Raw genomic sequence first — 22,081 nt, 5'->3', positions numbered from 1 at the left:
CCCTAAAGTGATTTCGATCGCTATTGAAGTGCGATCGCGATCGTTTCCAATTCATCGCCGGGGCGGGTTTGATCGAATACGGTATTATTTAACTGGTTACCAGGCAGAGCCAGGGAACGAGTAATTCCCCGGCGGTTTGCGGTTTTTCGGGTTAAATTTTGGGTTGATACCATTTTTCTAAAATCGTGCTATGGATGAATTCTTAGCCCCCCCTTAATAAGGGGGGGTTGGGGGGGTAAAATCTAGCGCTACTTTATGAAAATGGTATTAATACCATTTTTCTAGAATCGTGCAACACTCTTCGCCCCCCCCTAGCCCCCCCGCTGCATTGCGGGGGGAACAAGAATACTGTTGCATTCTTTTTTAAAATTGGTATTAAGTTGACAGGCTTCGGGCGCGGTGGCCAGTCCCTAGGAGGTCGATCGACCCTAGGGCAGCAACAATTTTTCACGCTGGGTATTAAAATGGCGATCGATTATCAAGACCTACAAAAATCAAAAAACTGTGAAAAAAACTCCAAATCCCCCAAATTTCATCATCATTGGCGCTCAAAAAGGTGGCACAACATCCCTCTACACCTATCTCACCCAACATCCCCACATCGCCCCCGCCGCCGTCAAAGAAATACATTATTTCGACCTCCAATTCGACAAAGGCCCAGAATGGTATTACTCCCAATTTCCCGCAGCAGCAAAACGCCGACACAAAATTACCGGAGAAGCCAGCCCCTATTACATTTTTCACCCCCAAGTTCCGCAGCGAATTTACGATTTGTGTCCAGAAGTCAAATTAATAGTTTTGCTGAGAAACCCTGTAGACCGCGCGATTTCCCACTACTATCACTATATTAAGATTAAATACGAATCGCTATCTTTTGAAGAGGCGATCGCCCTAGAACCCGAAAGATTAAAAGGCGAACTAGAAAAACTCCTAGCCGACCCAACTTACTTTAGTTACGAACACCAACACCACTCTTATTTAAGCCGCGGCATCTACGCCGACCAACTCCCAGCTTGGATGAAACTATTTCCTAAAGAACAACTTTTAATTATCAAAAGCGAAGATTTATATACCAATCCGGCGGTCACGTACAACAGCGTGTTAGAATTTCTAGGCTTGCCGCCGCACCAACTCAAGACCTACCAAAAACACAACGCTACCCAATATTCGCCCGTAGACGAGAAAGTATACGAGCAATTGAAGGCGTATTATCGATCGCACAATCAGAGATTAGCTCAATTGTGCGATCGAGACTTCGGCTGGGACTAAAATCATCAATCCGACCGGGGTTTTCAACCCCTGCCGGAATTGCACCGAAAGCCCACTGCTGAGACAGCAAAAAGCAATGCCTGAGTCTCTACCCGCAGCTAAACTTTCAACAAATATTATGAAAGCCCACCGAAATCAGGTTAAAATAAAAGCAGAATAAATCCTGCAATCTACAATATCTGGTTTAATTATGCCACTCAAACTTCATGTTCCCTCGATCGTCTGTGCCGGCTGCGGAACCACTATTACCGAAGCCATCAAAACTGTTGAATCCGATGCTAAAGTCGATGTAGATATAGCAGCCAAGACTGTCACCGTGGATGCCAAAGCCTCGGAAGAGTCTATTAAACAGGCTGTAGTTGCTTGCGGTCACACTGTTGTCGAAGCATAAGATCGGGATCAGCCCTGGTTTCTAGTCGGGGCCGTTTTAAACATAATCGCTTAGATAAATCTTTGGTTGGGGAGGGCGAGTTTATAAGTATTTTCGATGTGCATCAAAGATATCTGTGAACTCGTCCCTACAAAATCCGCCCCGACAAGAATTCCTAATGACTACTGACTACTGACTGCTAAGAGGGCGGACACGCACCATCCACCGCCCCTACCTACTGACTGCTGACTAATTTAAGATTCTTCGTCCAAGTGTTCGGCGACTGCTCGGTACAGTTCTAAAACGTGGCGATCGAGTAAACTATAAAAAACTTGTCTCCCAACTTTGCGATAACTTACCAACCGCAAGGCCCGCAACGCCCGCAACTGGTGCGATACCGCTGATTCGCTCATACTCAAAGCCGCCGCCAAGTCGCACACGCACAATTCTTGATTTGCCAACACCGACACCAGCCGCAGCCGGTTCGCATCTCCCAAAAGACTGAAAAACTCTGCCATGCGCTGAGCTTTTGCCGTGTTGAGCACCTGTGTTTGCATTTCCCCGGCCCGCACGTTGTCAACTATATGCGGGCGATCGCACATTGGTGTATCGTTTTTTCGATCGGGCTGAGCGATCGCTCCGTTAACAGCAGACTTCGGTGACATCTTTCCCCGGCTGGTTTTAATTCTCATTTTCATATTAGCGCTATTCGCTTACCTTTTGTTACAAAACTTTGACCTCTCCTTGACATAAATCTGAATATGTGTTCACATATTAGTAGAGCGAAACAAACCCACCAAGAGAAAGTAAAATGACTACCGTCAACCAAATGAAATGCGCCTGTCCTTCTTGTTTGTGCATTGTCACCCTCACAGAAGCCGTCGAAAAAAGCGGCAAGCACTATTGTTGCACTGCTTGCGCTGACGGGCATCCTAACGGCAAGGGCTGCGGCCACACAGGCTGCGAGTGCCACAAATAAATATTTCGGTTCAGAATAGGTTCACTAACCGTAAAATATATCTCAAGGGAGATGCGAACAGCGCATTTCCCAATTTTTGTGCTTTTAGGTTAACTTAAGGTTAAAATACGGATAATTAAAGGTTAAAATTCCCTTGACAGGCTAAGTACAAAGCGAAAAAGCAAAATTGTTGCCAGCGGAATACAATAAGAGTAAGTTAGCGTCGCGATACTAAGTGCAAAGACTGCTATTAATAGCAGAGACAAAACCAAAATTTGAATTAGGAGGGGCCTATGAAAGAGCGGGAAGATTTTTTACATCCTCGCAATCGCTACTACGGTGATTTTACGCCAGAAAACTTGGCGTTTAATGCCAACTTGCAGGAATTTGCTCAGAAAATAACTTATATTTGCTCGCTGGAAACAGGAGGGAAGATTAGCGCGGAAAAAGCCTATAAAGATATTAAGGCTCTTTGGAAAAACTTAAAATCCTCTAAGAAGCAATTGGGAATTGGCCAAAAACCCCCCACTAGCGATGATGAGGAAAATTCGCCTTAAATTCATCGCAGATGCAGCAAGTGCAATCGAAAACCCCTGCGATTGCGATAGCTGCGTTTTGCTGTGCACTCAGCAAATGTAGGGAGCTTTCGGGCGCACGTAGCTTAACCGTAGGGCTTGCACTGCACACCAACAATTTTAAGCTACAGCGGTTATCAAGCATTGTGAGGTATGCCCTATTCCTTAGGCCGCACAGTACCTCATATCAGAGCACAGAAAGGCTATATATCGATAAATTCTGCGATTGCTTCCCTGTGTTTCACCAACCTCGCAATGACAGTAAATATAATTGCTTGCTCAACAAGTTTATCGTGCGCGATACACGCCCTAGGGGAGCAAAGTACAATTGCCGCCGAGTCCAGAAGTAATTGCACAAGTATTAGTTTTCAGCATTCCTTCATAGGTATCAGCACCGGTGCCAGGACCTCCTAACTCGTCGCTGTAAAGTTCTTTGTCGGAAATTTTGACATTTGCTTCCCTCGCTACAGTCTCCATTAACTTGGGATTAGTTGTGGTTTCTACAAAAATTGTCGGCACTCCTGCGGTCTTAATTTCTGATGATAATTCCGCGATTCTTGCTGCAGCGGGCTGTTCTTCTGTGGTCACTCCTTGCAAAGCTCCAGCAATTTCTAAGCCGTAAGCATTGGCATAGTAACTCAGTGCATCGTGAGTTGTGACTAATTTGCGTTGGTTGGCCGGAATTGTCGCAATTTGTGCTTTAATCCAAGTATCTATTTTTCTTAAATCATTTGTTAGTTTGGCGGCATTTTTGGTGTAAAGTTGAGCATTTTTTGGAGAAACTTTGCTCAATTGGTCGCGAATTATTTCTACCATGCGGATGCCATTTTGAGGATTGTGCCAAACGTGAGAGTCGGGGACTTTTTCGTCGGTGGCTGGGGATTTTTGTTCTGCTTTTTCTTCCCCCGGTTCGTGTTCGTGTTCGCCCATTAGCGGTTTGGGAACGGCGAGTTCGTGTACGGCGATTTTGGGTGCGAGATTGCTGCTGGATTTAATTAATTTAATGATGCTTGGTTCGTGGTTGTAGCCGCCGTATAAAATCAAATTGCCCGTTTCAATGGCTTTGCGGTCTTCTGGCTTGGTTTGGTAGGCGTGGGGGTCTTCTCCAGGCTTAATTAGACAGGTGGTGTCGATCGAACTTTGAGCGATTTCCTTCGTTATGTCGCAGATAACGCCAGTGGTGGCGACGACTTTCGGCAAGTTGGTGTCTTTACTCTGGGGCGTGGAATTGCTGGCTTGGGGGCCCAAACTGCACCCAACCAGCCCGAAACCCATTGCCAAAACCGCCGCACCGCACAATCTGCGGGTTTTTCCGGTCAATCTTTGTAACATTTTTACCTCTGGAATGATAATCGTTATTACTTTTAGAGTTATCCTATTCTAGTAGCTACGAACAAGAATCGTTCTCAAAATCTGGAATTATGTTAGAAGTGCAAGATTTGGCTGTGAATTATCGAGGAATTTCGGCCCTCAACAGCGTCAATTTCCAGTTAGAACCCGGACAGTTAACGGGGGTGTTCGGCCCCAACGGCGCGGGGAAAAGCACGATGGTGAAAGCGATGCTGGGATTGATCCCGACCTGTCGGGGTTTGGTAAAATATCAGGGGCGGTTGTTGAAGGAACAGTTGTCGCGGGTGGCTTATGTGCCGCAGCGATCGCAAATTGACTGGGATTATCCGATTACTGTGCAAAATTCGGTGATGATGGCGCGGACTGTCCAGACTGGTTGGTTTCGCAGTTTCTCGAAGCAGTCGCAGGAATTGGTGAAAACTGCTTTGCTGCGGGTGGGAATGTGGGATTTGCGCGATCGGCAAATTGGCGAACTCTCCGGGGGACAGCAGCAGCGGATTTTCTTAGCAAGGGCGATCGCCCAACAAGCCGATTTATTCTTCTTCGACGAGCCCTTTAATGCGATCGACAAAGCAACAGAAGAAATTATTTTCGATATTTTTGCCGAACTCAAAGCCGAAAATAAAACATTGCTAGTAATCAGTCACGATTTAGGCGAAACCTTAAAACAATACGATAATTTATTGTTGCTGAACAAACGATTAATTGCCGCTGGTTCCAGCCGGGAAGTCCTCACCGCTGCTAATATTCACAAGGCTTACGGATACGATTTAAGCTTAGTTTCCGCGTGACACAAATTGAAATATTCTAACCGTAGGGTGCGTCGCTACGAGATTGTCAATTTCCCTTGATAATTGTTCAATAGCGACACAACAGCTAAATCCGCTGCCGAACATCCGTTAAATCCCGTACATTGCTCGTTGCCGAACTTCCTTCTTCTATAGATGTTAAACCTACTAATTGAGCCGCTACAATTCGAGTTCATGCGAAATGCGATCGCCGTCGGAATTTTGCTAGGAATACTCTGCGCCGTAGTCGGCTCCTACTTAATTGTACAACAAATGGGAATGATGGTAGACATGATTGCCCATTCAGTATTGGCAGGATTGCCCGTTGCATTTTCCTTGGGCTTCAATATTTCCATCGGCGCATTTATCTCAGGAATTATCAGCGCGGTAATCATGGCGTGGATTCAATCGCAATCGCGAATAAAAATTGATGCAATCATGGCATTAATTTTGTCTACATTCCTAGCAATTAGCGTCACGCTGATTAGCCTGTTGCGGACAACCAAATTAGACTTAGACGGGTTTCTGTTCGGCAATATCCTGTCAGTTGCACCCGCTGACGTGCAGCAGACTTTTATCATAACTTTGATAATTTTGGCGGCGGTTAAAATCTTTTACAAAGAACTGCTATTCTATACTTTTGACCCTTTAGGAGCGCAAGCGTCAGGTTTGCCGGTAAACTGGATTTACCTGGGAATGATTTCGGCGATTACCCTGACAATTGTCGCGAGTTTGCAAACTGTGGGGGCGCTGTTAGTAATTTCGCTATTAATCGGGCCGGGAATTACAGCGTATTTGTTGGTAAAAGAGTTACATTTAATGATGGGATTGGGAGCGCTTATTGGAATTGTAGCTAGCGTGGCTGGAATGTATTTTAGCTATTATTTGAATATGCCGTCTGGTGCGGCAATTGTATTAGTTGTGTTTGGATTATTTTTGGTTGCTTTGCTGTTCAGTCCCAGTCAAGGAATTTTGACGAGAAAGAGAGGAGAATAGTCCTATTCAGTGTAAACATTTTGATAAATCTCGCTGCTAGCTGAGTCTAGATCCTCCTAAATCCCCCTTAAGAGGGGGGACTTTGATCCTATCCGGTTCTCTCCTTTTGAAGGAGAACTTTGATATTTTCCGGTTCCCCCCTTTTTAAGGGGAGTAGGGGTCGAGTAGGGGGCAAGCTAAGGGGGGATCTGGGCCAGTCGTCAAACAAGAAAGTTATTACTACGTTTGACAGTAAGTTGACACCAATGCTTTTCAACCCGCCCTGCAAATATGCGTTTTTTACCAGAAAGCAACAGTCAACAGTCAACTGTCAACAGTCAACTGTCAACTGAAGCTTACTTAGCTTGACAATAGGTTTCGTAAACCCCATCAAGCAGTAAATTAAGAGCAGAAGTTGCTTTCTCAGCAGCTAACAGTGCTTCCTGTTGTGCTTCTTCAGTTTCACAAACCTGTAACAAAGCTTCGCGAGTGGCTTCGGAGTGGAACTCGTCGGCTTTTTCGTGAACTTGAAAGAAAGATAAAGCTGCTTGTGAATCGATGCCGTAAAATTCCTTTAAACCAGCGATTTTGGTTGTGGAAACTTCGGGGATTTGTGCTTCGTAAGCGTAAAGGGCGGCTAAACCTTTGGCGGGAGATTCGCTGCGGGCTAAGTCTTTGAGAATGCGGACGGATTCGGTGGTTTTTCCTAAGTGTTCGCGTTCGAGAACTGCGTTTCTGTCTAAACCCAAACCTTCGGCAAAGCGCAGCCACAGTTCGGGGTGATTTGCAGCGCCTCTTTCTTCTTCTATCAGGTTTTCGAGGAGCATTTGACGAATTTTGATGTCGTCGCAGGCGGCGTGGGTAGCGCTGACGTAGGTGGGGAAGTTGTGGACTTGCAGGTAGTATTCTTGTGCGTATTCTTGCAGCATTGCGATGTCTAGTTTGCCTTCGTTCCACATTTGGTAGAATGGGTGTTTCAGCAGGTGGTTTTGGTCGAGAATGCTGTTGAGTTGTTCGAGAAATTGCTGTTTGTTCATAATTGTCGATCGCCCTTAAGGATAGTGCAGCAAACCTGCGATAAAATGGGTTAGTAGTGAGGAATTCAGTCCTTGACTAAAATGTTATCGTAATCTAGCATTTTGTCAAGACTAAATTTTCAATTGTTTGTGTTTGGAGCGAATCGTTGTTGATGCTGATATCGCGGGCGATTATTATTAACCGCCATCAAAGTTGTTCGCGCCTGCCTTTGTCAGTGTCTGCAGCATAAAGCGTATGCAAGTCCGCACTACGAACCGTTTGTAGTGAGGTCGAGCGCACGCGGTATGACTAATAATTTCGGATAATTAACTGCTAATTATAGCTGCAATTCGATCGCGCTCCAACTCTCTTCCGATCAGCACTAATTTGGTTTGACGGAGTTCGGAAGGTTGCCAAGGGCGATCGTAAAAATATTCTATACGATCGCCCACACCTTGCAACACCATCCGCATCGGCTTCTTGGGAACCGCCACAAACCCCTTAATCCGATAGATTTCTTCCTGCAGCATCAAGGCTTTCAGCTTTTTCACCAAAGCTTCGGGTTCAAATTCGCGATCGGCAATAAAGAAAGTCGAGTTAATATCATCATCGTGCTCGTGTTCCTCCTCCGTGTCGTGGTGACTGGGGCGGGACTCCAAATCATCCTCAACCGCCGCATTAAATCCCAACAGCACATCAGGGTTAATTTCGCCACCCTTAGACGCAACAATTTTTACACTCGGGCGCAACTCTTGCTGCAACCAGGTTTGAACTTTCTGTTGAGTTTCCGCATCCACGCGATCGACCTTCGTTAACAGTACCATATCAGCACAGGCCAACTGGTCTTCAAACAATTCCTCGATCGGAGTTTCGTGATCCAAACTATCATCAGCCTGCCGCTGCGCTATCAAAGCATCAATATCACCGACAAAATTACCGCTAGCAATAGCTTCGCAATCAACAACAGCAACCACACCGTCAACAGTAGCGCCCGTGCGAATTTCCGGCCAGCGAAAAGCTTGAATCAAAGGCTTAGGAAGTGCCAAGCCAGAAGTCTCAATCAAGATACAATCAATCTTATCCTTGCGCTTCAACAACTCCTGCATAGTCGGCAAGAATTCCTCTTGAACAGTGCAGCAAAGACAACCATTTGTCAGTTCAACAATATTGCTGCTGACAGTTTCTTCTTCATCGCAAACTTGGCAATCGCGCAGCAACTCTCCGTCAATTCCGATTTCGCCAAATTCGTTGACTAAAACTGCGATGCGGCGGCCTTGATTGTTTTGCAACAAATGGCGAATTAAGGTAGTTTTGCCGCTACCGAGAAAACCAGTGATCACCGTAACAGGAATTTTGTGCATTGATAATTTTGTTTTTTGTTTTGTGATGGGATCTTTCGTTCCCAGGCTCTGCCCATAGGTGAGAATTTAAGACTAAAACCCACAATAAATGTCGTTTTTATGCGAAGTCTAGATCCCCCTAAATCCCCCTTAAGAAGGGGGACTTTGAGCATATTTCTTGTCCCCCCCTTATTAAGGGGGGTTAGGGGGGATCTAGATTTTGATAAAAACAAGAGATCCGGTCGGCTTGACGTTAAGTTGTCACCAATAAGCAGAGCCTGGTAACGAGAAAATGCTCTAATTCCCCAGCGGCGGAATCTTAGCCAAAACGCCTTTTTTCAGAGCTTGAGGACGCTCTGACCAAGGCAACAAACCATCCGGTTTAACATAGTATTGACCCGCGCATTCCAGTACAGCCTCGATGCTTTCTGGCTCATTTGCAGGCAAATCACCAAATAGATAAGTGTACTTTCCAGCAGCAGCAAAAGACACAGCACAAGAGTGACTGCAAGCACTCATGCACTCAACCTCTTGAATCTCAAATCGATCGCAAAACTCCCAATCTTTAGCGAGTTTCGATAAATCTTCCATAAATTGTTGGCCGCCGCTTTTGCCTTCGCGCTTGCCGTCTTTCCAAATACTAGCGCAAGCAGTACAAACAAACAGACTGTGCTTTGTGCGTACAGTCGCATTAATTCCATCCATCATCCGTACCTCGCAGATGCGTTCAAAAGTGAGTTAGATATCGGCGGGCATTCTGACTTTATAAACCACAAGGGTTTCATTACAGTTGCGGGACAGCGCCGGACTTGCACCGAACTTTCCCCGTTTCCTCTAGCGGCTGCTCCCCGCTAGAACCGATCGCAATTTCACATCATACCGCACTTGGCGCCCTTTTCCAAAAAAGTTATCTTGGTAAAAGCAAGTTTTAATATCTACACACATAAATCAACCCCGTTCTTAGTAAGGATTTTAGTCCTGACATTCCAATTTTTTAAGGATTGAATTCCTGTATAATTGTAAGTACGATCGTCCGAGGATATACGATGACCGCATTAACAGAAATCCGCGAACAAGTAGTTGAGGAAAAAGTACATACTTATTACTCTCCTGAAGAGTATTTAAAACTGGAAGAAGCCGCAGAATTTAGAAGTGAATATCAGGATGGCAGGATAATCCCTATGACAGGCGGAACACCAAATCACAATCAAATAGCTCTTAATTTGAGCGGTACACTAAATTTTGCTACGAAAGGACAACCGTATCGAGTATTTATCAACGATTTGCGTTTGTGGATACCGTCGAAGCGGGTTTATACTTATCCTGATGTAATGTTGGTGGCGGGGAAATTGGAGTTTGCTGAGGGCAGGAAAGATACGATTACTAATGCGGTGATGGTGGCTGAGGTTTTATCGCCATCGACGGAGGATTATGACAGGGGCGGCAAGTTTAAGCTTTTCCGTTCTATTCCTAGTTTTCGAGAGTATGTTTTGATCGATCAATACGAGATGCACGTTGAACATTTTTGCAAGACGGATGATAATAAGTGGATTTTGTCTGAGTATGATGGTGCTGATACGGTATTACAATTGAGTTGTGTGGAGTTTGAGATGCGGTTGGGTGATATTTACGACCGCGTGGATTTTGAATCTGAGTCTAAATCTGAGGAGTGAGGGTGATATTAAAACCACTAATTTCGGGGCGATTGGAAATCGCGTCTACACAAACAAAGTCCGCCTTCGCGGACTGGGAGAACAAGTAAAATCCCGGAAGCATTATGAAATTTGATAATTTTTAGGAAAGTTTTCGGACACTAAGAAATAATCATAGGGACAATTTTTTATTAACTATTGAGAAGTCATAGTTAAAGTATATTTTGTGTTCCCTCCTGTTTCTCGAACCTGAAGAATATAGTCATCCTTACCTAAGTTTTTCTGAATTGTTCCGGCTGAATTGATATAAGCCGAAGCACTATCTATCTGTTCTCCAGGATCTATAACTCCATTACCATTTGTATCAACATATAGCCAGATTCCAACTTGGTTAGTTACTTGATCTAAAATTATATTGACACTACTGGTACTTTCCAAACTAAATAAGTAATATTTTTGGCGATTTTTACGAGTCAAAGAAAGAGTATCAGTAAAAGTCTTACGTTCTTGCAATGATTTAACATTAGTTGCATCATTTGTATCGTTAACAATTTGAAAGTTATAGTCAGTATTGCTACCTTGAAATTTAACAGTAGCAATATAGTTGTCTGGCCCTAAAGTTCTACTAATTGTTCCGGTAGAATTACTATAAGCCGAGGTACTATCTATCTGCTCTCCAGAATCTATAATTTTATTACCATTTGTGTCAACATAAAGCCACATTCCAACTTGGTTAGTTACTTGATCTAAGTAAAGACTGACATTGCTTGACTTATCTATAGTGAAAAAGTAAGTTCTTTCGGGGTTTTTGGATGTGAGCCGATCGCTAAAAATGCGACTTTCTTTTAAAATGCCAATATTTGGATTTCTGGATATTTTGGGTTCTACGAAAGGTTTTTTGTCAATATCAGGTGTTTTAGGTGGAGTGAGCGGTGACGAAACTGGCGGTAATGAATCTGCCGCTGGAGTTGAGGTTATAACTTCGTTTTTAGTCCCCTCATTTTGCGTAGGAGGAGGAAGTCGTGGTGTTTCTGTTGGAGGATAATAACGATATTGCAAGCCTACTATTAGTATTGGTATAATAATTACTCCCAGAAAACCAAATAAAGCAAATAGACCCGATTCCCTCATTGCACCATTACCTAGCTTATTAATTTTTTTCCCACCATTGGGCGACTTTGGTCAGACGATGTTAATGTCACCATAAACATTCCCCTGAATAAGAGCTTTAATTTCTTTGATTTCCTCTGCTATCTTCCCATAATTCTGGACACTTGGTGGCTGAGATTGAAGTGCATTCGTCAAAGCTTTAACGGCTGAGGCCAGTTTTGCATCTTTACCTACTGCTGTATCTACTTCCTCGACTGCTTTAGCGACTTCCGGGTTCGTGGCTGCTTCTAACTCAAGAACAGCTTTTCTATAATCTAAGGGCTGCTGTTGAGATAGTTCTATAGCCGTTGCTGTACTTGGCGACTCCCTTTTAAGCAATGATAGCAAATTATGGCCTTTTTCAACAACTAGCTTGCCTAGCTGTTCAGTAGCCTTCTCTGTAGCTGTCTCCGTGGCTTTGATTAATACCAAAGTTGCGATCGCCCCGGCTGTCAATGTTACAGGTTCCATATAAAATTCCTTAGTTTTTTAAACTATAACGACTTAATAGCAGCTTCAACAGTAATAAAAAGTAATAAAATAGTAATAAAAAAGTAAGATTAGCTCCCTGTTGCGGTACAATCTATACTAAGCCTACCTTAACGCTCCGCTAGTAAGGGACTTTCACACATGACTGTTGACGAAGCCATCACGATCGCAGAAACAGCCCTCAACTACGATCGCCTCAACAAAGTTCAAGAAATAGTGTTTCGTCAATCCTGGGAAGGGCAGTCTTATATAGAAATTGCTAAAACCGCAGGCTATGAATACGATTATATCAAAGATGCTGGTGCTAAACTGTGGAAACTACTTTCAAAAGCACTAGACGAAAAAGTTAAAAAAGATAATCTTAAATCTGTATTAAAGCGATATCTACGGCGAAGTCAAGTGAATTTACAGCGCAATCTGACCATCGAAGTTAACCTCAGCGGTGCAAATCTCAGCGGTGCAAATCTCAGCGGGGCTAGATTATTCGCAAACTTGAATGAAGCTGATTATGTTCAAGCTGATTTAGATAAAATAACTTCTAATAATGAAACTGAATTATCTAACTCAAATAAAGAAATTGACTGGAACGGTTTTTGTTTTCACTGCGACGCACAAGTGAAAATAGCCGAAATTCTCGATCGCACTTCCACACTCTTCATCCCCAACTCCCAACTCCGACTCGCCACACCGGAAGGGAGACAAAACCAAGAAGCTGACTTTCTGATATTTCACCAAAACAAGCTAGGAATGCTGAAAATTGACAGCGAATCATCCGATCGAAACGCAACAGAAGATGAAATGTGCGGGCTTTTAATAGATTCCGGCATCAGTCTTATCAAGCATTACGATTCTACCCGATGCAGCCAACAACCCGATTTAGTTGTGCAGGAGTTTTTGGAAATATTGAGTCAGAAATAAGTATGAAGCGATTTCAATCGTCGAGTGATATCAATTGTTGCATCGGAATGATTTAACCGCAGAGGCCACAGAGAACGCAGAGGAAGAGAAGAAAGAGATCGATAATTCCGATGCTAATTGATTTGGTATGATTTATATTACCTTAAAAAACAAGGTGGGCATTGCCCACCCTTCAAATTATGCAGTTTCGTGCTTCCGCCATGCGGGATGCCACAGCAATTCCGCAGTCGATCGCTTCTCGACCATTTCCTTGGTAATCGTACAGTTGGCAACATCCTTGCGAGAAGGCAACTCGTACATCACATCCAGCATTAACTCCTCTAAAATGCTGCGGAGAGCTCTCGCGCCGGTTTTGCGGCGGTAGGCCTCCTGGGCGATCGCCCGCAGCGCATCCGGCTCAAATTCCAACTCCACACTGTCCATCTTCAACAGCTTTTGATACTGCTTCACCAGCGCATTCCGGGGCTCGGTCAAAATCTGCATCAAAGCCGCTTCATCCAGCGGCGAAATCACCGTCACCACCGGAATCCGCCCGACAAACTCAGGAATCAAACCAAACTTAACTAAATCGTCCGGCTGTACCTGTTGCAAAATATCAACAGCCCGCTTATCCTTCGCAGCCATTGTCGAGTTGCTGTCACTTTCATTTGGCTGAATAAAGCCCAAGGATTTTTTACCCAAACGCTGATCGACTATTTTTTCCAAACCGACAAAAGCACCGCCGCAAATAAATAGAATCTTGCTCGTGTCAACTTGAATAAAATCTTGGTAAGGATGTTTGCGGCCGCCTTGCGGGGGAACATTAACCACCGTTCCTTCCAACATTTTCAGCAGCGCTTGCTGCACTCCTTCTCCCGATACATCTCTGGTAATCGAAGTGTTTTCGCTTTTGCGAGCAATCTTGTCAATTTCGTCAATATAAATAATCCCGCGCTGTGCTGATTCGACATCAAAATCCGACATTTGCAACAGTCGCAGCAAGATATTTTCTACATCGTCGCCGACATATCCAGCTTCTGTCAGCGTCGTTGCGTCGGCTACCGCAAAAGGAACTTCGAGCATTTGCGCCAAACTCTGCGCTAACAAAGTTTTACCGCAACCTGTGGGCCCGACTAGCAGGATGTTGGATTTTTGCAGTTCGACATCGCCGTCGGGGGAAGATTTGCCGCTGTCTTTGGCTTGGTCGGCGCTCAAGCGCTTGTAATGGTTGTAAACTGCGACAGAAAGGACTTTTTTGGCTGAGTGCTGGCCGATGACGTGGTTGTCTAAATGCTGTTTAATGTCTGTGGGTTTGGGAATTTGGGCTAAGACAATTTTAGATTTGTTCGATCGACTCGGGCGTCGCGTTCCTTGTCCCTGAGACTCTCGCACCTCTGATTGAGGAATCTGTTGACCAATTGTTTTGCTAGAGTCAAAAAATTCTTCCTCTAAAATTTCATTGCACAGTTCCACGCATTCATCGCAAATGTACACGCCGGGCCCAGCTATTAACTTGCGGACGTACTCCTGCGACTTGCCGCAAAAGGAGCATCTGAGATTGGAGTCATACTTTGACATATTTGCCTCTTACTTTACGGTTGCGGTTGCTTGTTTTGACTGGGGAAGTTGCGGCGGGAGCGATATCTTTGCCCTAGAAAAATTTCCCGAAAGAACACCCAAGCCAGTCTGTCGATTTGAGATACTTCGGCTTCGCGAGGGTACGAGTTTGAGATTTGAGATTTGAGATTTACTCCACAAATAAATTTTTGAAGTTGAACCTTGGTCTAAAACTTGGGGATATACACGAGTTAAGTCAGGGGCTTGTCTCAATTTTTGCCTGGTCAAGCTTCGCGGTCTCTATTTCTAAGTTAGCACTTTTGAGGCACGGTCATTAGTCGTCAGCCCTGCGACCATATTTTAAATTTTAAATTTTCACTTTCGGGCAAAGCGGCACGGGCTTACCATTTTTTGTAGGGCAAAAATTTGCCTGACATAATTATTTTTACTCGATCGCCTTTTGGGTCTGCTTCTTTCTCGACATCCATAGTAAAGTCGATCGCGCTCATAATCCCGTCACCAAATTTTTCGTGGATTACTGCTTTGAGCGGCATTCCGTACACCTGCATGATTTCATAGAAGCGATAAATCAACGGGTCTACCGGAACAGCAGCATCCAAAGAACCTTTTAACGGAGGTTCGGTCAGCAGCGCAGCCATCTCGCCCGACAGTCCCAAGGCTGAGGCAATTTTCTCTGCTTCATCGATCGATGCCGTAGCTTGACGGTAAATAACCGCAGCAATCCAAACTTCGTCGCGATCCAAAAGTTTTTCCAATTGGGCCAAACTAATTCCCTTAGCTTTTTTAGCAGCCAAAAGCTTTTCTGTAATTTCAGAAATTGCCATTAAATATTCTCCAACTCACTGAGGTGCTAGATGTGAAATTTCTCTCACATTTTGGGGATTTTGTCAATAGCAAAGCGAAAAAACAAACTGAATTGATAACTCGGAATTTCAGCAAAAGCTGGTCTCGTCAACTTCCACAACTTGCAACAGATCGATCGCAAAATAACTCATAAATGCCCTGCCACAATGGTAGAGTTGGCAGTAGATGCAGTGCAAATTACACCAACCAAGGCATTGGGCAACATTTAGGCAGAAATTCGATCGCTCCAGCCTGACGCACGGGTGGCTGGCTACCGCAGCCACAACTTCTTGACCGTTCACAACGGGCAACTGAGTATGGAGATTCAGGTTAAAGATTATAGCATTGAGTACGATCGCGCTGCCCAAACAATCACCTGCTGCGGCTCGTTCCGGCTCAAACAGGCCCAAGAATACGCGCCGATCGCCCGTGCTGCTCGAGTTCGTTGCTGACTCCTCGCCAAACACGATTGCTTTAGACTTACGAAAGCCAGAATTCTTAAATAGTTCGGGAATTAACATCCTCTCAAAATTTGCGATCGAAGTGCGCCAGCAAAAAAATATTCAAATAACCCTAAAAGGCTCTAAACAAATACCCTGGCGGGGAAAAATCCTGAAAAATTTACAGCGGCCGATCCCTTCCTTGCACTTACAATTAAAATACTAAATCGCCCAAGCTCTATGTGAGTCCCACCCCAAGTCCGAGAACCGAGATCGGGAGACTCAAGTGAAGGCTCGTAAGTCATAGTTAAGCTAGCCCCGAACCTTAAAAAACTTCCGACCCAACTAAAAAATACCAATTGTCAATTGCCATGCAGGAAGAACCATCGAGAGAACAGCTACTTTTGGACGTTCAGCGGCTGAGTGCGGAACTTGAAAACTTGAAGCGCGAAAAAGCTGACCTAGAAATTTTGCTGGAGACTACTACCGAACATTCGGACACGATGGACGCTCACTTGCTCTCTAAAGCTGATGTGGCGCTGCGATCGAGCGAAGAGCAGTTTCGGGCGATCGCCTCAGCAACTCCCGTTCCGGTATTGGTTTCTCGCCTCGGTGACGGCTTAATTATGTATGCGAATTCTCAACTGGCTTCTCTGCTGAACATACCCCTAGAAAAATTGATCGGCTGCAGCACCCCAGACTTTTATTTAAACCCGGACGATCGCCCAAAGGTACTAGAAGCCCTCGCCAAAAACGGATACCTCCAAAACTACGAACTCCACTGCAAAAAGTCAGACGGTACTCCCTTCTGGGCCACAATCTCCGTTGAGTCCCTGCTGTTTAACGGTCAACAGACAGCATTGTGCGCCTTGTACGACCTCACCCAGCGCAAGGAAGCAGAACAAACCCTCAAAGAGAGCGAAAAGCGTCTCCGCCGCCAGAGTCTGGCTTTGTTGCAGCTAGGCCGGCAGAGGACTTTCAACAGCGGTGCGCTGAATGTGGGAATTCGCGAAATTACCGAGGCTGCAGCCCGTACTTTGGAGGTGGAAAAAGTCAGCGTCTGGCTTTACAACCATCTCAGATTTGGCAGTCGCTATTCGATCGAACCCCAGCTAAATTTTATCAACCGAGCGATCGCCCGCAGCCAAACAGAATCACTCGATCCAGAAACCGCCGCCCGAGAAGAAAACCCAGATTTGGTCAATCATTCTAAATTTAAAATCTCCAACCTCAGATTAGTTTGTCTCGACCTGTACGATCGCACCAGCGAGAATCATTTGAGCCGCCAGCCCCTATCGGCGACAAGCGATTTACAACTTTCATCAATCTTAGATGATGTCGAAGGCGACACACCGGGCGAAAACTTAGCTGAGGACAAAGCATTAAAAACTGCGCCCAACACTTCAAACTCGATCGCCACAAATTTGTGCCACTCATCTCCGGTAGCCCAACACTCCCCCGCGCTACCGAATCCCAACAAACCAAACTCATCTATATTAAATGTAGCAATCAGGCTCGGCGGTCAGATCGTAGGCATCCTCTCCTTGGAACACGGCGCGCCCCGCCAGTGGGCTCTGGAGGAACGCACCTTCGCCGATTCTTTAGCAAATTTGGTCGCGCTGGCGATCGAAGGATTTGAACGCCAGCGCGCTCAGGAAGCACTTTCCAAAGCCAAAGCCCAGCTAGAAATGACCGTCGATCAGCGCACCGCTCAACTCACCGCCGCCAACAAACTGCTCCGCATCGAAATTGCCGAGCGCAAAAGAGCCGAAATAGCCTTGCAAGAAGCCTTACACAAAGCTGAAGCAGCTTCCAGAGCTAAAAGCACTTTTTTAGCCAATATGAGCCACGAGTTGCGAACACCGCTCAACGCCATTATCGGTTACAGCGAAATGCTACAAGAAGAAGCACTCGAATCAGGACTAAAAAACATCATTCCCGATACCCAAAAAATTCGTAACGCAGGCAAACACTTGCTGACTTTAATCAACGACATTCTCGATCTGTCTAAGATAGAAGCAGGTCGGATGGAGCTTTATTTAGAAGAATTTGATATCGGCAATTTAATAGAAGAAGTCGTTGCAACTTTGCACCCTTTAGTGGAAAAAAATCACAATCAATTGCAGGTTTCTTACTCTCCGAATTTGGGAATTATGTACGCAGATTTAACTAAAGTCCGGCAAATTCTCTTCAATTTGCTCTCGAATGCCTTGAAGTTTACCGAAGGCGGGACGGTGCTGCTGAGCGCGACTAGGGAACCAGCAGGCGGCAGCAATTGGGTTTATTTACAGGTATCTGATACCGGCATTGGAATGTCGGTCGGGCAGCAGCAGAGTTTGTTTCAACCTTTTGTGCAAGGCGATGCTTCGACTACTCGCAAGTACGGCGGCACCGGTTTGGGATTGACGATTAGCCGCTTGTTTTGTCAGATGATGGGCGGCGATATTAGTCTTGATAGTCAGTTGGATGTCGGCTCTACTTTTACTGTTAAATTAAAGGCACAAGTTGAGATTAGTCATTAGTTATTAGTTATTGGTTATTGGTTATTGGTTATTGGTTATTGGTTATTGGTCATTGGTCATTGGTCATTGGTCATTGGTCATTGGTCATTAGTCATTGGTCATTAGTCATTAGTCAACCGATTCTCAATGACAAACTCCTAATAATATCATGTCCGGTGGATTGAATGCAATCAATAAAGTCCGCACTACGAACCGTTTTTGTTGTGGTCATCGATCGCACTTAATGTATAGCCTTTCTCAAAAACGTGAGGTATGCCCTGTGCCCTAGGCCCTATGCCCTATACCGCATAGTACCTTCTATGAGAGTTCGAAAGGCTATAGCAGTTCTCACAAAAATGAGGCATCACTCTAAAATCTAAAATCTAAAATCCTGAGCTTTTTGAGACAGGCTATATGAGCTATTCCTAAAGACCTATCCCTAAGGATCATAATCTGTTAATTGTGACACCGATCGCGATCGACCTCTGTTGCTCATCACACAATAATATTTGTTCCCAGCTTAGAATATCTTATTATCCTAGACTTGTGCCGTCGCCCGGATCTAGCGCCTCGCTGCATTATTCAAAAGTCGCACCTCAATCAGATTGAGGGGGGATTGCTTGTAGAAAGACAATTTGATAAAAATAATGCTAGGGTCGCTAACCACTAGAAGGCAAAAGTTAACAGGAAATCAGGAATTCTCACAGGCTTAAGGAGGCAGAAACACCATAGGTGTCTTTTACCGAATCCGAAGGGCCTTCCAACAGCAGCCTCTACAGGCTTCATAGCAATGCCGCCTTCAACAGCGCGCAAGTTATCAGAATCAAAGGAGTGCATCTATATGTCGATTAAACCTTGCAGTCAACCGCTAAACACAAATCCTTTCACTTGTCATCGCGATCCCGCTACAGGCAGGTGGACTACTGTAATCGCAACAGTTGAGAACCCTTCCGCAACAGACTCTAGTTGGAAAGCAAAAGCCGAAAGCGAAAACGCAGGTAAAGCAGAAACAACAATTCCTGTTTCGCCTACAATATCGTTGCCGAACAAACGCCTTTCCTTCTCATTGCCTCCCTTCAAAAAGCTGGCTAAAAAATCTGTTGTCACTCTCAGCAGATAGCCATCGCCCCGGGCCGGATCTAGTTTCCACGGTTACGCCCGGGCTCGCGCCCAACAAAAAAAACAACTTAATCAATAGCATAAATTGCCAAAAAGCGATATACTGCCAGCAAACTTTCTCCTTGAAGATCCGTGAAGTATTTGCTCGATCGCTTAGTCCAACTGATCTGGACAAACCGACCAATTCGCCAGCGGGGAACAGTCATCGTTGCCATCCCCTTGATTGGTATGTTTGCCTCACTAATCGCAATTTCAGGACTCCGCGAGAGTGCCATACAGCTCAGAAATCAAGCAAATACTAACAAGGAAATACTTAACGAAACCAACCGCTTGTTAACAGCAATGGTGGATGCAGAAACCGGAATTCGCGGTTACGGGTTAACGAAGCGCCCCGAATTTCTAGAACCCTATTTAGAAGCAAAAAAAAAATTGCCTCCGCTGTTAGCTAAACTCAAGTTGAGGGTGGGGAAAAATCAACCGCAAGCTCAGGAATTTGCAGAAATTAAAACAATTACCGAACAACACATCAATTTCTTGCAAAACACTTTAAAGCAGCTCGATAGTTCGGCAACAAGAGTGCCGTCGCCAGAAATAAATCAGGTGTTCGGTATAGGCAAATTGAAGATGGATAAGCTGCGCGATAAAATTGATGCGTTTGGTGAAGCAAACAAAGCTTACCAGAACGCTCAAGAGCGGCAAATACGGGAGTTGAGAGATTTAACTAATTTCCTGCAAATAGGCGGTTTGCTTGTCGGCTGTTTGGGTGCCGTGGCTTGCTGGTATTTATTTGATAGTTTAGAGAAGGAATTGAGGAAGCGGGAAGCTGGCTTAGAAGAAAGCAAAACTCGCATTCAAGCTGTGGTAGATAATGCGGCTGACGCGATCATTACTTTGGATGAACGGGGAAATATTGAGTCTTTTAATACGGCAGCCGAAAAGATTTTTGGCAAAAGTGCCGATCGCGCAATTGGCTCGAACCTCCGCCGGCTGATAGCTCAACCGCAACCGCACTGCAGCGCCGGAGATTATTCGATAGAATATTTTACATTAAATCCTAATGCTAAGCTGAAAACTTACCAGCAAGAAACAATGGGACTTCGCAGCGACGGAATCAAGTTTCCGATGGAGTTAGCTATCAGCGAAATGCGTCTGAAAAATCAACACTTGTTTATTGCGATTTGCCGCGATATCAGAGGAAGGAAACAAACTGAAGAAACTCTCCGCAAGCAAGCGCAAATGCTAGATTTGGCGAACGATACGATCGCGGTACTAGACTTGAAAGGGGAGATTTATTATTGGAATTTGGGGGCGAAGTTGCTCTACGGGTGGCGGAAGTCGGAAGCAACAGGCAAAAATATTCACGAGATTTTGCAAACTGAATGGAAGCAGCCTTTTGAGGAAATTCAAAAAATGCTTTTTGAGCATGGTTCTTGGCAAGGGGAAATGGTGCGAACCAAGCAAAACGGCACAAAAATAACGGTGGCCAGCAGGTGGACTTTGCAACACGACGAGCAAGATCAACCGGTGGCAATTTTGGAAATCAGCAACGATATTAGCGATCGCAAACGTTCAGAAATTGCCTTAGCTGAAAGTGCCCTCCGGTTTCGTCATACTTTTGAACAAGCGGCAGTCGGCATGGCCCAAACCAGTGTAGAAGGCAAATTTATGTTGGTCAATCAAAAACTTTGCGACATTTTGGGCTACAGTCGCCAAGAATTGATGGATAAAAAATTTCAAAAGATTACTTTTGCGGAAGATTTGGCAAAGGAATTAGAATTTTTGCGCCAATTGTTAGCAGGAGAAATTGATAATTACTGTGTAGAAAAGCGCTTTGTCCGCCCAGACAGAGAGTTGGTGTGGACAAACTTGACGGTTTCGCTGCTGCGAGAACAAAATGGCAGTCAATTTTTGATGTGTGTGATAGAGGATATTAGGGAACGCAAACAAGCTGAGGAGTCCCTTAAGTTGCGCGCTAGAGAGTTGAGTTGGACGGCGCAGTCGCTGGCTAAAACGACGAGTGTTTTGAGAAAGCGGAATCAAGAATTAGACCAGTTTGCTTATGTAGTTTCTCACGATTTGAAAGCGCCGCTTAGGGCGATCGCCAATCTCAGCAGTTGGATAGAAGAAGACCTCAGCGAGTCCATGACAGAGGATACTCTGCACCAAATGAACCTGCTGCGCGGCAGAGTTCACAGGATGGAAGGATTGATTGAGGGACTGCTGCAATATTCCCGCGTCGGGCGCATTCAAGTACCTTCAGAAACGGTAAAAGTTGAGAATTTATTAGCAGAAATTATTGATTCCTTGGCACCGCCGGCGGGATTTGAGGTGAAAGTTGAACCGGGAATGCCAACTTTTGTAGCCGAAAAATTGGCGTTGCACCAGGTTTTTGCTAATTTAATTAGTAACGCTATCAAGCACAATCGAAGTGAATCCGGTCATGTAAATATATCCGTTACAGAGTTAGATGATGTGTACGAATTTTCAGTAGCCGATGACGGGCCGGGGATTGCTGCTCAATATCACGATAAAGTTTTTGTGATTTTTCAGACCTTGGAAGCTCGCGATAAAGTTGAAAATACTGGTATTGGTTTGTCGCTGGTGAAGAAGATTGTGGAAGACCAAGGGGGCACTATTTCGCTGGAATCTGCGGTCGGTGAAGGAGCAATTTTTAGATTTACTTGGCCGAAGCAACCTGTTAGCAAAGAGGGAAGTGAAACAACTCTAAATCTAGTGAATGTAGGGCGTGGATAGCGCACCCCAAACCCGAT

General features: G+C 44.9%; 22 protein-coding genes, 1 pseudogene and 1 riboswitch. Of the genes and pseudogenes, 11 read left to right on the top strand and 12 right to left on the bottom strand.

Going from position 1 to position 22,081, the window contains the following annotated elements; translation table 11 throughout:
- Window positions 1–20 precede the first annotated feature (20 nt).
- Window positions 21–173: a hypothetical protein gene (locus AACV78_RS12565; RefSeq protein ID WP_194012492.1), complete on the bottom strand. Its 153-nt coding sequence runs from the start codon at window positions 171–173 to the stop codon at window positions 21–23.
- 331 nt (window positions 174–504) lie between these two features.
- Here AACV78_RS12565 and AACV78_RS12560 point away from each other — a divergent pair, with 331 nt between their 5' ends.
- Together AACV78_RS12560 and AACV78_RS12555 are read left to right on the top strand one after the other, a co-directional pair.
- On the top strand, window positions 505–1,269 hold the full coding sequence (locus AACV78_RS12560; RefSeq protein ID WP_194011983.1) for a sulfotransferase domain-containing protein: 765 nt from the start codon (window positions 505–507) through the stop codon (window positions 1,267–1,269).
- Window positions 1,270–1,459: 190 nt separating this feature from the next.
- Window positions 1,460–1,660: a heavy-metal-associated domain-containing protein gene (locus tag AACV78_RS12555; RefSeq protein WP_194011982.1), complete on the top strand. Its 201-nt coding sequence runs from the start codon at window positions 1,460–1,462 to the stop codon at window positions 1,658–1,660.
- Between the two features lie 233 nt (window positions 1,661–1,893).
- Here AACV78_RS12555 and AACV78_RS12550 read toward each other — a convergent pair whose 3' ends face one another.
- Window positions 1,894–2,304 (bottom strand): ArsR/SmtB family transcription factor, encoded by a 411-nt coding sequence (locus tag AACV78_RS12550; RefSeq protein ID WP_194011987.1) that lies wholly within the window; start codon window positions 2,302–2,304, stop codon window positions 1,894–1,896.
- A 146-nt stretch (window positions 2,305–2,450) separates the two neighbouring features.
- Here AACV78_RS12550 and AACV78_RS12545 point away from each other — a divergent pair, with 146 nt between their 5' ends.
- The gene (locus AACV78_RS12545; protein ID WP_194011981.1) at window positions 2,451–2,618 is read left to right on the top strand and encodes a metallothionein; all 168 of its coding nucleotides are present in this window, start codon (window positions 2,451–2,453) and stop codon (window positions 2,616–2,618) included.
- Between the two features lie 272 nt (window positions 2,619–2,890).
- Window positions 2,891–3,154, top strand: coding sequence for a DUF7219 family protein (locus tag AACV78_RS12540; protein WP_194011980.1), 264 nt, complete (start codon window positions 2,891–2,893; stop codon window positions 3,152–3,154).
- A 327-nt stretch (window positions 3,155–3,481) separates the two neighbouring features.
- Here AACV78_RS12540 and AACV78_RS12535 read toward each other — a convergent pair whose 3' ends face one another.
- The gene (locus AACV78_RS12535) at window positions 3,482–4,504 is read right to left on the bottom strand and encodes a metal ABC transporter solute-binding protein, Zn/Mn family (RefSeq protein ID WP_194011979.1); all 1,023 of its coding nucleotides are present in this window, start codon (window positions 4,502–4,504) and stop codon (window positions 3,482–3,484) included.
- 89 nt (window positions 4,505–4,593) lie between these two features.
- Between AACV78_RS12535 and AACV78_RS12530 the strand changes: the two genes are divergently transcribed.
- Entirely contained in the window at window positions 4,594–5,313 is a 720-nt protein-coding gene (locus tag AACV78_RS12530) for a metal ABC transporter ATP-binding protein (protein WP_194011978.1), read from the top strand.
- Window positions 5,314–5,466: 153 nt separating this feature from the next.
- Complete coding sequence (locus AACV78_RS12525) at window positions 5,467–6,306, top strand: metal ABC transporter permease (protein ID WP_194011977.1); 840 nt, start codon at window positions 5,467–5,469, stop codon at window positions 6,304–6,306.
- A 335-nt stretch (window positions 6,307–6,641) separates the two neighbouring features.
- Here AACV78_RS12525 and AACV78_RS12520 read toward each other — a convergent pair whose 3' ends face one another.
- The 3 genes from AACV78_RS12520 to AACV78_RS12510 form a co-directional block, all read right to left on the bottom strand.
- Window positions 6,642–7,322: a CADD family putative folate metabolism protein gene (locus AACV78_RS12520; RefSeq protein ID WP_194009927.1), complete on the bottom strand. Its 681-nt coding sequence runs from the start codon at window positions 7,320–7,322 to the stop codon at window positions 6,642–6,644.
- Window positions 7,323–7,628: 306 nt separating this feature from the next.
- Window positions 7,629–8,663 (bottom strand): cobalamin biosynthesis protein CobW, encoded by a 1,035-nt coding sequence (cobW, locus tag AACV78_RS12515; RefSeq protein ID WP_194009926.1) that lies wholly within the window; start codon window positions 8,661–8,663, stop codon window positions 7,629–7,631.
- A 276-nt stretch (window positions 8,664–8,939) separates the two neighbouring features.
- Window positions 8,940–9,350, bottom strand: coding sequence for a DUF1636 family protein (locus AACV78_RS12510; protein WP_339383604.1), 411 nt, complete (start codon window positions 9,348–9,350; stop codon window positions 8,940–8,942).
- 22 nt (window positions 9,351–9,372) lie between these two features.
- Window positions 9,373–9,519, bottom strand: a riboswitch (cobalamin riboswitch).
- Between the two features lie 169 nt (window positions 9,520–9,688).
- Between AACV78_RS12510 and AACV78_RS12505 the strand changes: the two genes are divergently transcribed.
- Entirely contained in the window at window positions 9,689–10,315 is a 627-nt protein-coding gene (locus tag AACV78_RS12505; protein ID WP_194067252.1) for a Uma2 family endonuclease, read from the top strand.
- 174 nt (window positions 10,316–10,489) lie between these two features.
- On the opposite strand, the gene AACV78_RS12500 is transcribed toward AACV78_RS12505, so the two are convergent.
- Together AACV78_RS12500 and AACV78_RS12495 are read right to left on the bottom strand one after the other, a co-directional pair.
- Window positions 10,490–11,425: a hypothetical protein gene (locus tag AACV78_RS12500; protein ID WP_194067251.1), complete on the bottom strand. Its 936-nt coding sequence runs from the start codon at window positions 11,423–11,425 to the stop codon at window positions 10,490–10,492.
- A 51-nt stretch (window positions 11,426–11,476) separates the two neighbouring features.
- Window positions 11,477–11,914, bottom strand: a complete 438-nt coding sequence (locus tag AACV78_RS12495; RefSeq protein ID WP_194067250.1) for a hypothetical protein — start codon at window positions 11,912–11,914, stop codon at window positions 11,477–11,479.
- A 159-nt stretch (window positions 11,915–12,073) separates the two neighbouring features.
- Between AACV78_RS12495 and AACV78_RS12490 the strand changes: the two genes are divergently transcribed.
- The gene (locus AACV78_RS12490) at window positions 12,074–12,850 is read left to right on the top strand and encodes a pentapeptide repeat-containing protein (RefSeq protein WP_194067249.1); all 777 of its coding nucleotides are present in this window, start codon (window positions 12,074–12,076) and stop codon (window positions 12,848–12,850) included.
- A gap of 177 nt (window positions 12,851–13,027) precedes the next feature.
- Here the strand turns inward: AACV78_RS12490 and clpX are convergent, their stop codons facing one another.
- The 3 genes from clpX to AACV78_RS12475 form a co-directional block, all read right to left on the bottom strand.
- Window positions 13,028–14,407 (bottom strand): ATP-dependent protease ATP-binding subunit ClpX, encoded by a 1,380-nt coding sequence (clpX, locus tag AACV78_RS12485; protein ID WP_194067248.1) that lies wholly within the window; start codon window positions 14,405–14,407, stop codon window positions 13,028–13,030.
- Window positions 14,408–14,787: 380 nt separating this feature from the next.
- Complete coding sequence (cynS, locus tag AACV78_RS12480; protein ID WP_194009919.1) at window positions 14,788–15,231, bottom strand: cyanase; 444 nt, start codon at window positions 15,229–15,231, stop codon at window positions 14,788–14,790.
- 108 nt (window positions 15,232–15,339) lie between these two features.
- A complete protein-coding gene (locus tag AACV78_RS12475) occupies window positions 15,340–15,552 on the bottom strand; it encodes a hypothetical protein (RefSeq protein ID WP_228042206.1) in 213 nt (70 codons plus the stop codon).
- A 15-nt stretch (window positions 15,553–15,567) separates the two neighbouring features.
- On the opposite strand from AACV78_RS12475, the pseudogene AACV78_RS12470 reads away from it, so the two are divergent.
- A pseudogene (locus tag AACV78_RS12470) lies at window positions 15,568–15,916 on the top strand (slr1659 superfamily regulator).
- Window positions 15,917–16,061: 145 nt separating this feature from the next.
- Window positions 16,062–18,212, top strand: a complete 2,151-nt coding sequence (locus tag AACV78_RS12465; RefSeq protein WP_194067246.1) for a sensor histidine kinase — start codon at window positions 16,062–16,064, stop codon at window positions 18,210–18,212.
- A gap of 870 nt (window positions 18,213–19,082) precedes the next feature.
- On the opposite strand, the gene AACV78_RS12460 is transcribed toward AACV78_RS12465, so the two are convergent.
- Entirely contained in the window at window positions 19,083–19,298 is a 216-nt protein-coding gene (locus tag AACV78_RS12460; protein ID WP_194074291.1) for a hypothetical protein, read from the bottom strand.
- A gap of 144 nt (window positions 19,299–19,442) precedes the next feature.
- Between AACV78_RS12460 and AACV78_RS12455 the strand changes: the two genes are divergently transcribed.
- The gene (locus AACV78_RS12455; RefSeq protein ID WP_194074290.1) at window positions 19,443–22,064 is read left to right on the top strand and encodes a PAS domain S-box protein; all 2,622 of its coding nucleotides are present in this window, start codon (window positions 19,443–19,445) and stop codon (window positions 22,062–22,064) included.
- Window positions 22,065–22,081: the final 17 nt, after the last annotated feature.

This window comes from Tychonema sp. LEGE 07196 (genome assembly GCF_963890365.1).
GTDB lineage: Bacteria > Cyanobacteriota > Cyanobacteriia > Cyanobacteriales > Microcoleaceae > Microcoleus.
Note: the sequence above shows the minus strand (reverse complement) of the source record. Positions and strands in the feature narration are given on the sequence as shown.

Bases quoted from the DNA above. Each gene is read 5' to 3' on its own strand.
- AACV78_RS12565 (WP_194012492.1), bottom strand. From the start codon at position 173: ATGGTATCAACCCAAAATTTAACCCGAAAAACCGCAAACCGCCGGGGA.
- AACV78_RS12555 (WP_194011982.1), top strand. From the start codon at position 1,460: ATGCCACTCAAACTTCATGTTCCCTCGATCGTCTGTGCCGGCTGCGGA.
- AACV78_RS12550 (WP_194011987.1), bottom strand. From the start codon at position 2,304: ATGTCACCGAAGTCTGCTGTTAACGGAGCGATCGCTCAGCCCGATCGA.
- AACV78_RS12545 (WP_194011981.1), top strand. From the start codon at position 2,451: ATGACTACCGTCAACCAAATGAAATGCGCCTGTCCTTCTTGTTTGTGC.
- AACV78_RS12540 (WP_194011980.1), top strand. From the start codon at position 2,891: ATGAAAGAGCGGGAAGATTTTTTACATCCTCGCAATCGCTACTACGGT.
- AACV78_RS12535 (WP_194011979.1), bottom strand. From the start codon at position 4,504: ATGTTACAAAGATTGACCGGAAAAACCCGCAGATTGTGCGGTGCGGCG.
- AACV78_RS12530 (WP_194011978.1), top strand. From the start codon at position 4,594: ATGTTAGAAGTGCAAGATTTGGCTGTGAATTATCGAGGAATTTCGGCC.
- AACV78_RS12525 (WP_194011977.1), top strand. From the start codon at position 5,467: ATGTTAAACCTACTAATTGAGCCGCTACAATTCGAGTTCATGCGAAAT.
- AACV78_RS12520 (WP_194009927.1), bottom strand. From the start codon at position 7,322: ATGAACAAACAGCAATTTCTCGAACAACTCAACAGCATTCTCGACCAA.
- cobW (WP_194009926.1), bottom strand. From the start codon at position 8,663: ATGCACAAAATTCCTGTTACGGTGATCACTGGTTTTCTCGGTAGCGGC.
- AACV78_RS12510 (WP_339383604.1), bottom strand. From the start codon at position 9,350: ATGATGGATGGAATTAATGCGACTGTACGCACAAAGCACAGTCTGTTT.
- AACV78_RS12505 (WP_194067252.1), top strand. From the start codon at position 9,689: ATGACCGCATTAACAGAAATCCGCGAACAAGTAGTTGAGGAAAAAGTA.
- AACV78_RS12500 (WP_194067251.1), bottom strand. From the start codon at position 11,425: ATGAGGGAATCGGGTCTATTTGCTTTATTTGGTTTTCTGGGAGTAATT.
- AACV78_RS12495 (WP_194067250.1), bottom strand. From the start codon at position 11,914: ATGGAACCTGTAACATTGACAGCCGGGGCGATCGCAACTTTGGTATTA.
- AACV78_RS12490 (WP_194067249.1), top strand. From the start codon at position 12,074: ATGACTGTTGACGAAGCCATCACGATCGCAGAAACAGCCCTCAACTAC.
- clpX (WP_194067248.1), bottom strand. From the start codon at position 14,407: ATGTCAAAGTATGACTCCAATCTCAGATGCTCCTTTTGCGGCAAGTCG.
- cynS (WP_194009919.1), bottom strand. From the start codon at position 15,231: ATGGCAATTTCTGAAATTACAGAAAAGCTTTTGGCTGCTAAAAAAGCT.
- AACV78_RS12465 (WP_194067246.1), top strand. From the start codon at position 16,062: ATGCAGGAAGAACCATCGAGAGAACAGCTACTTTTGGACGTTCAGCGG.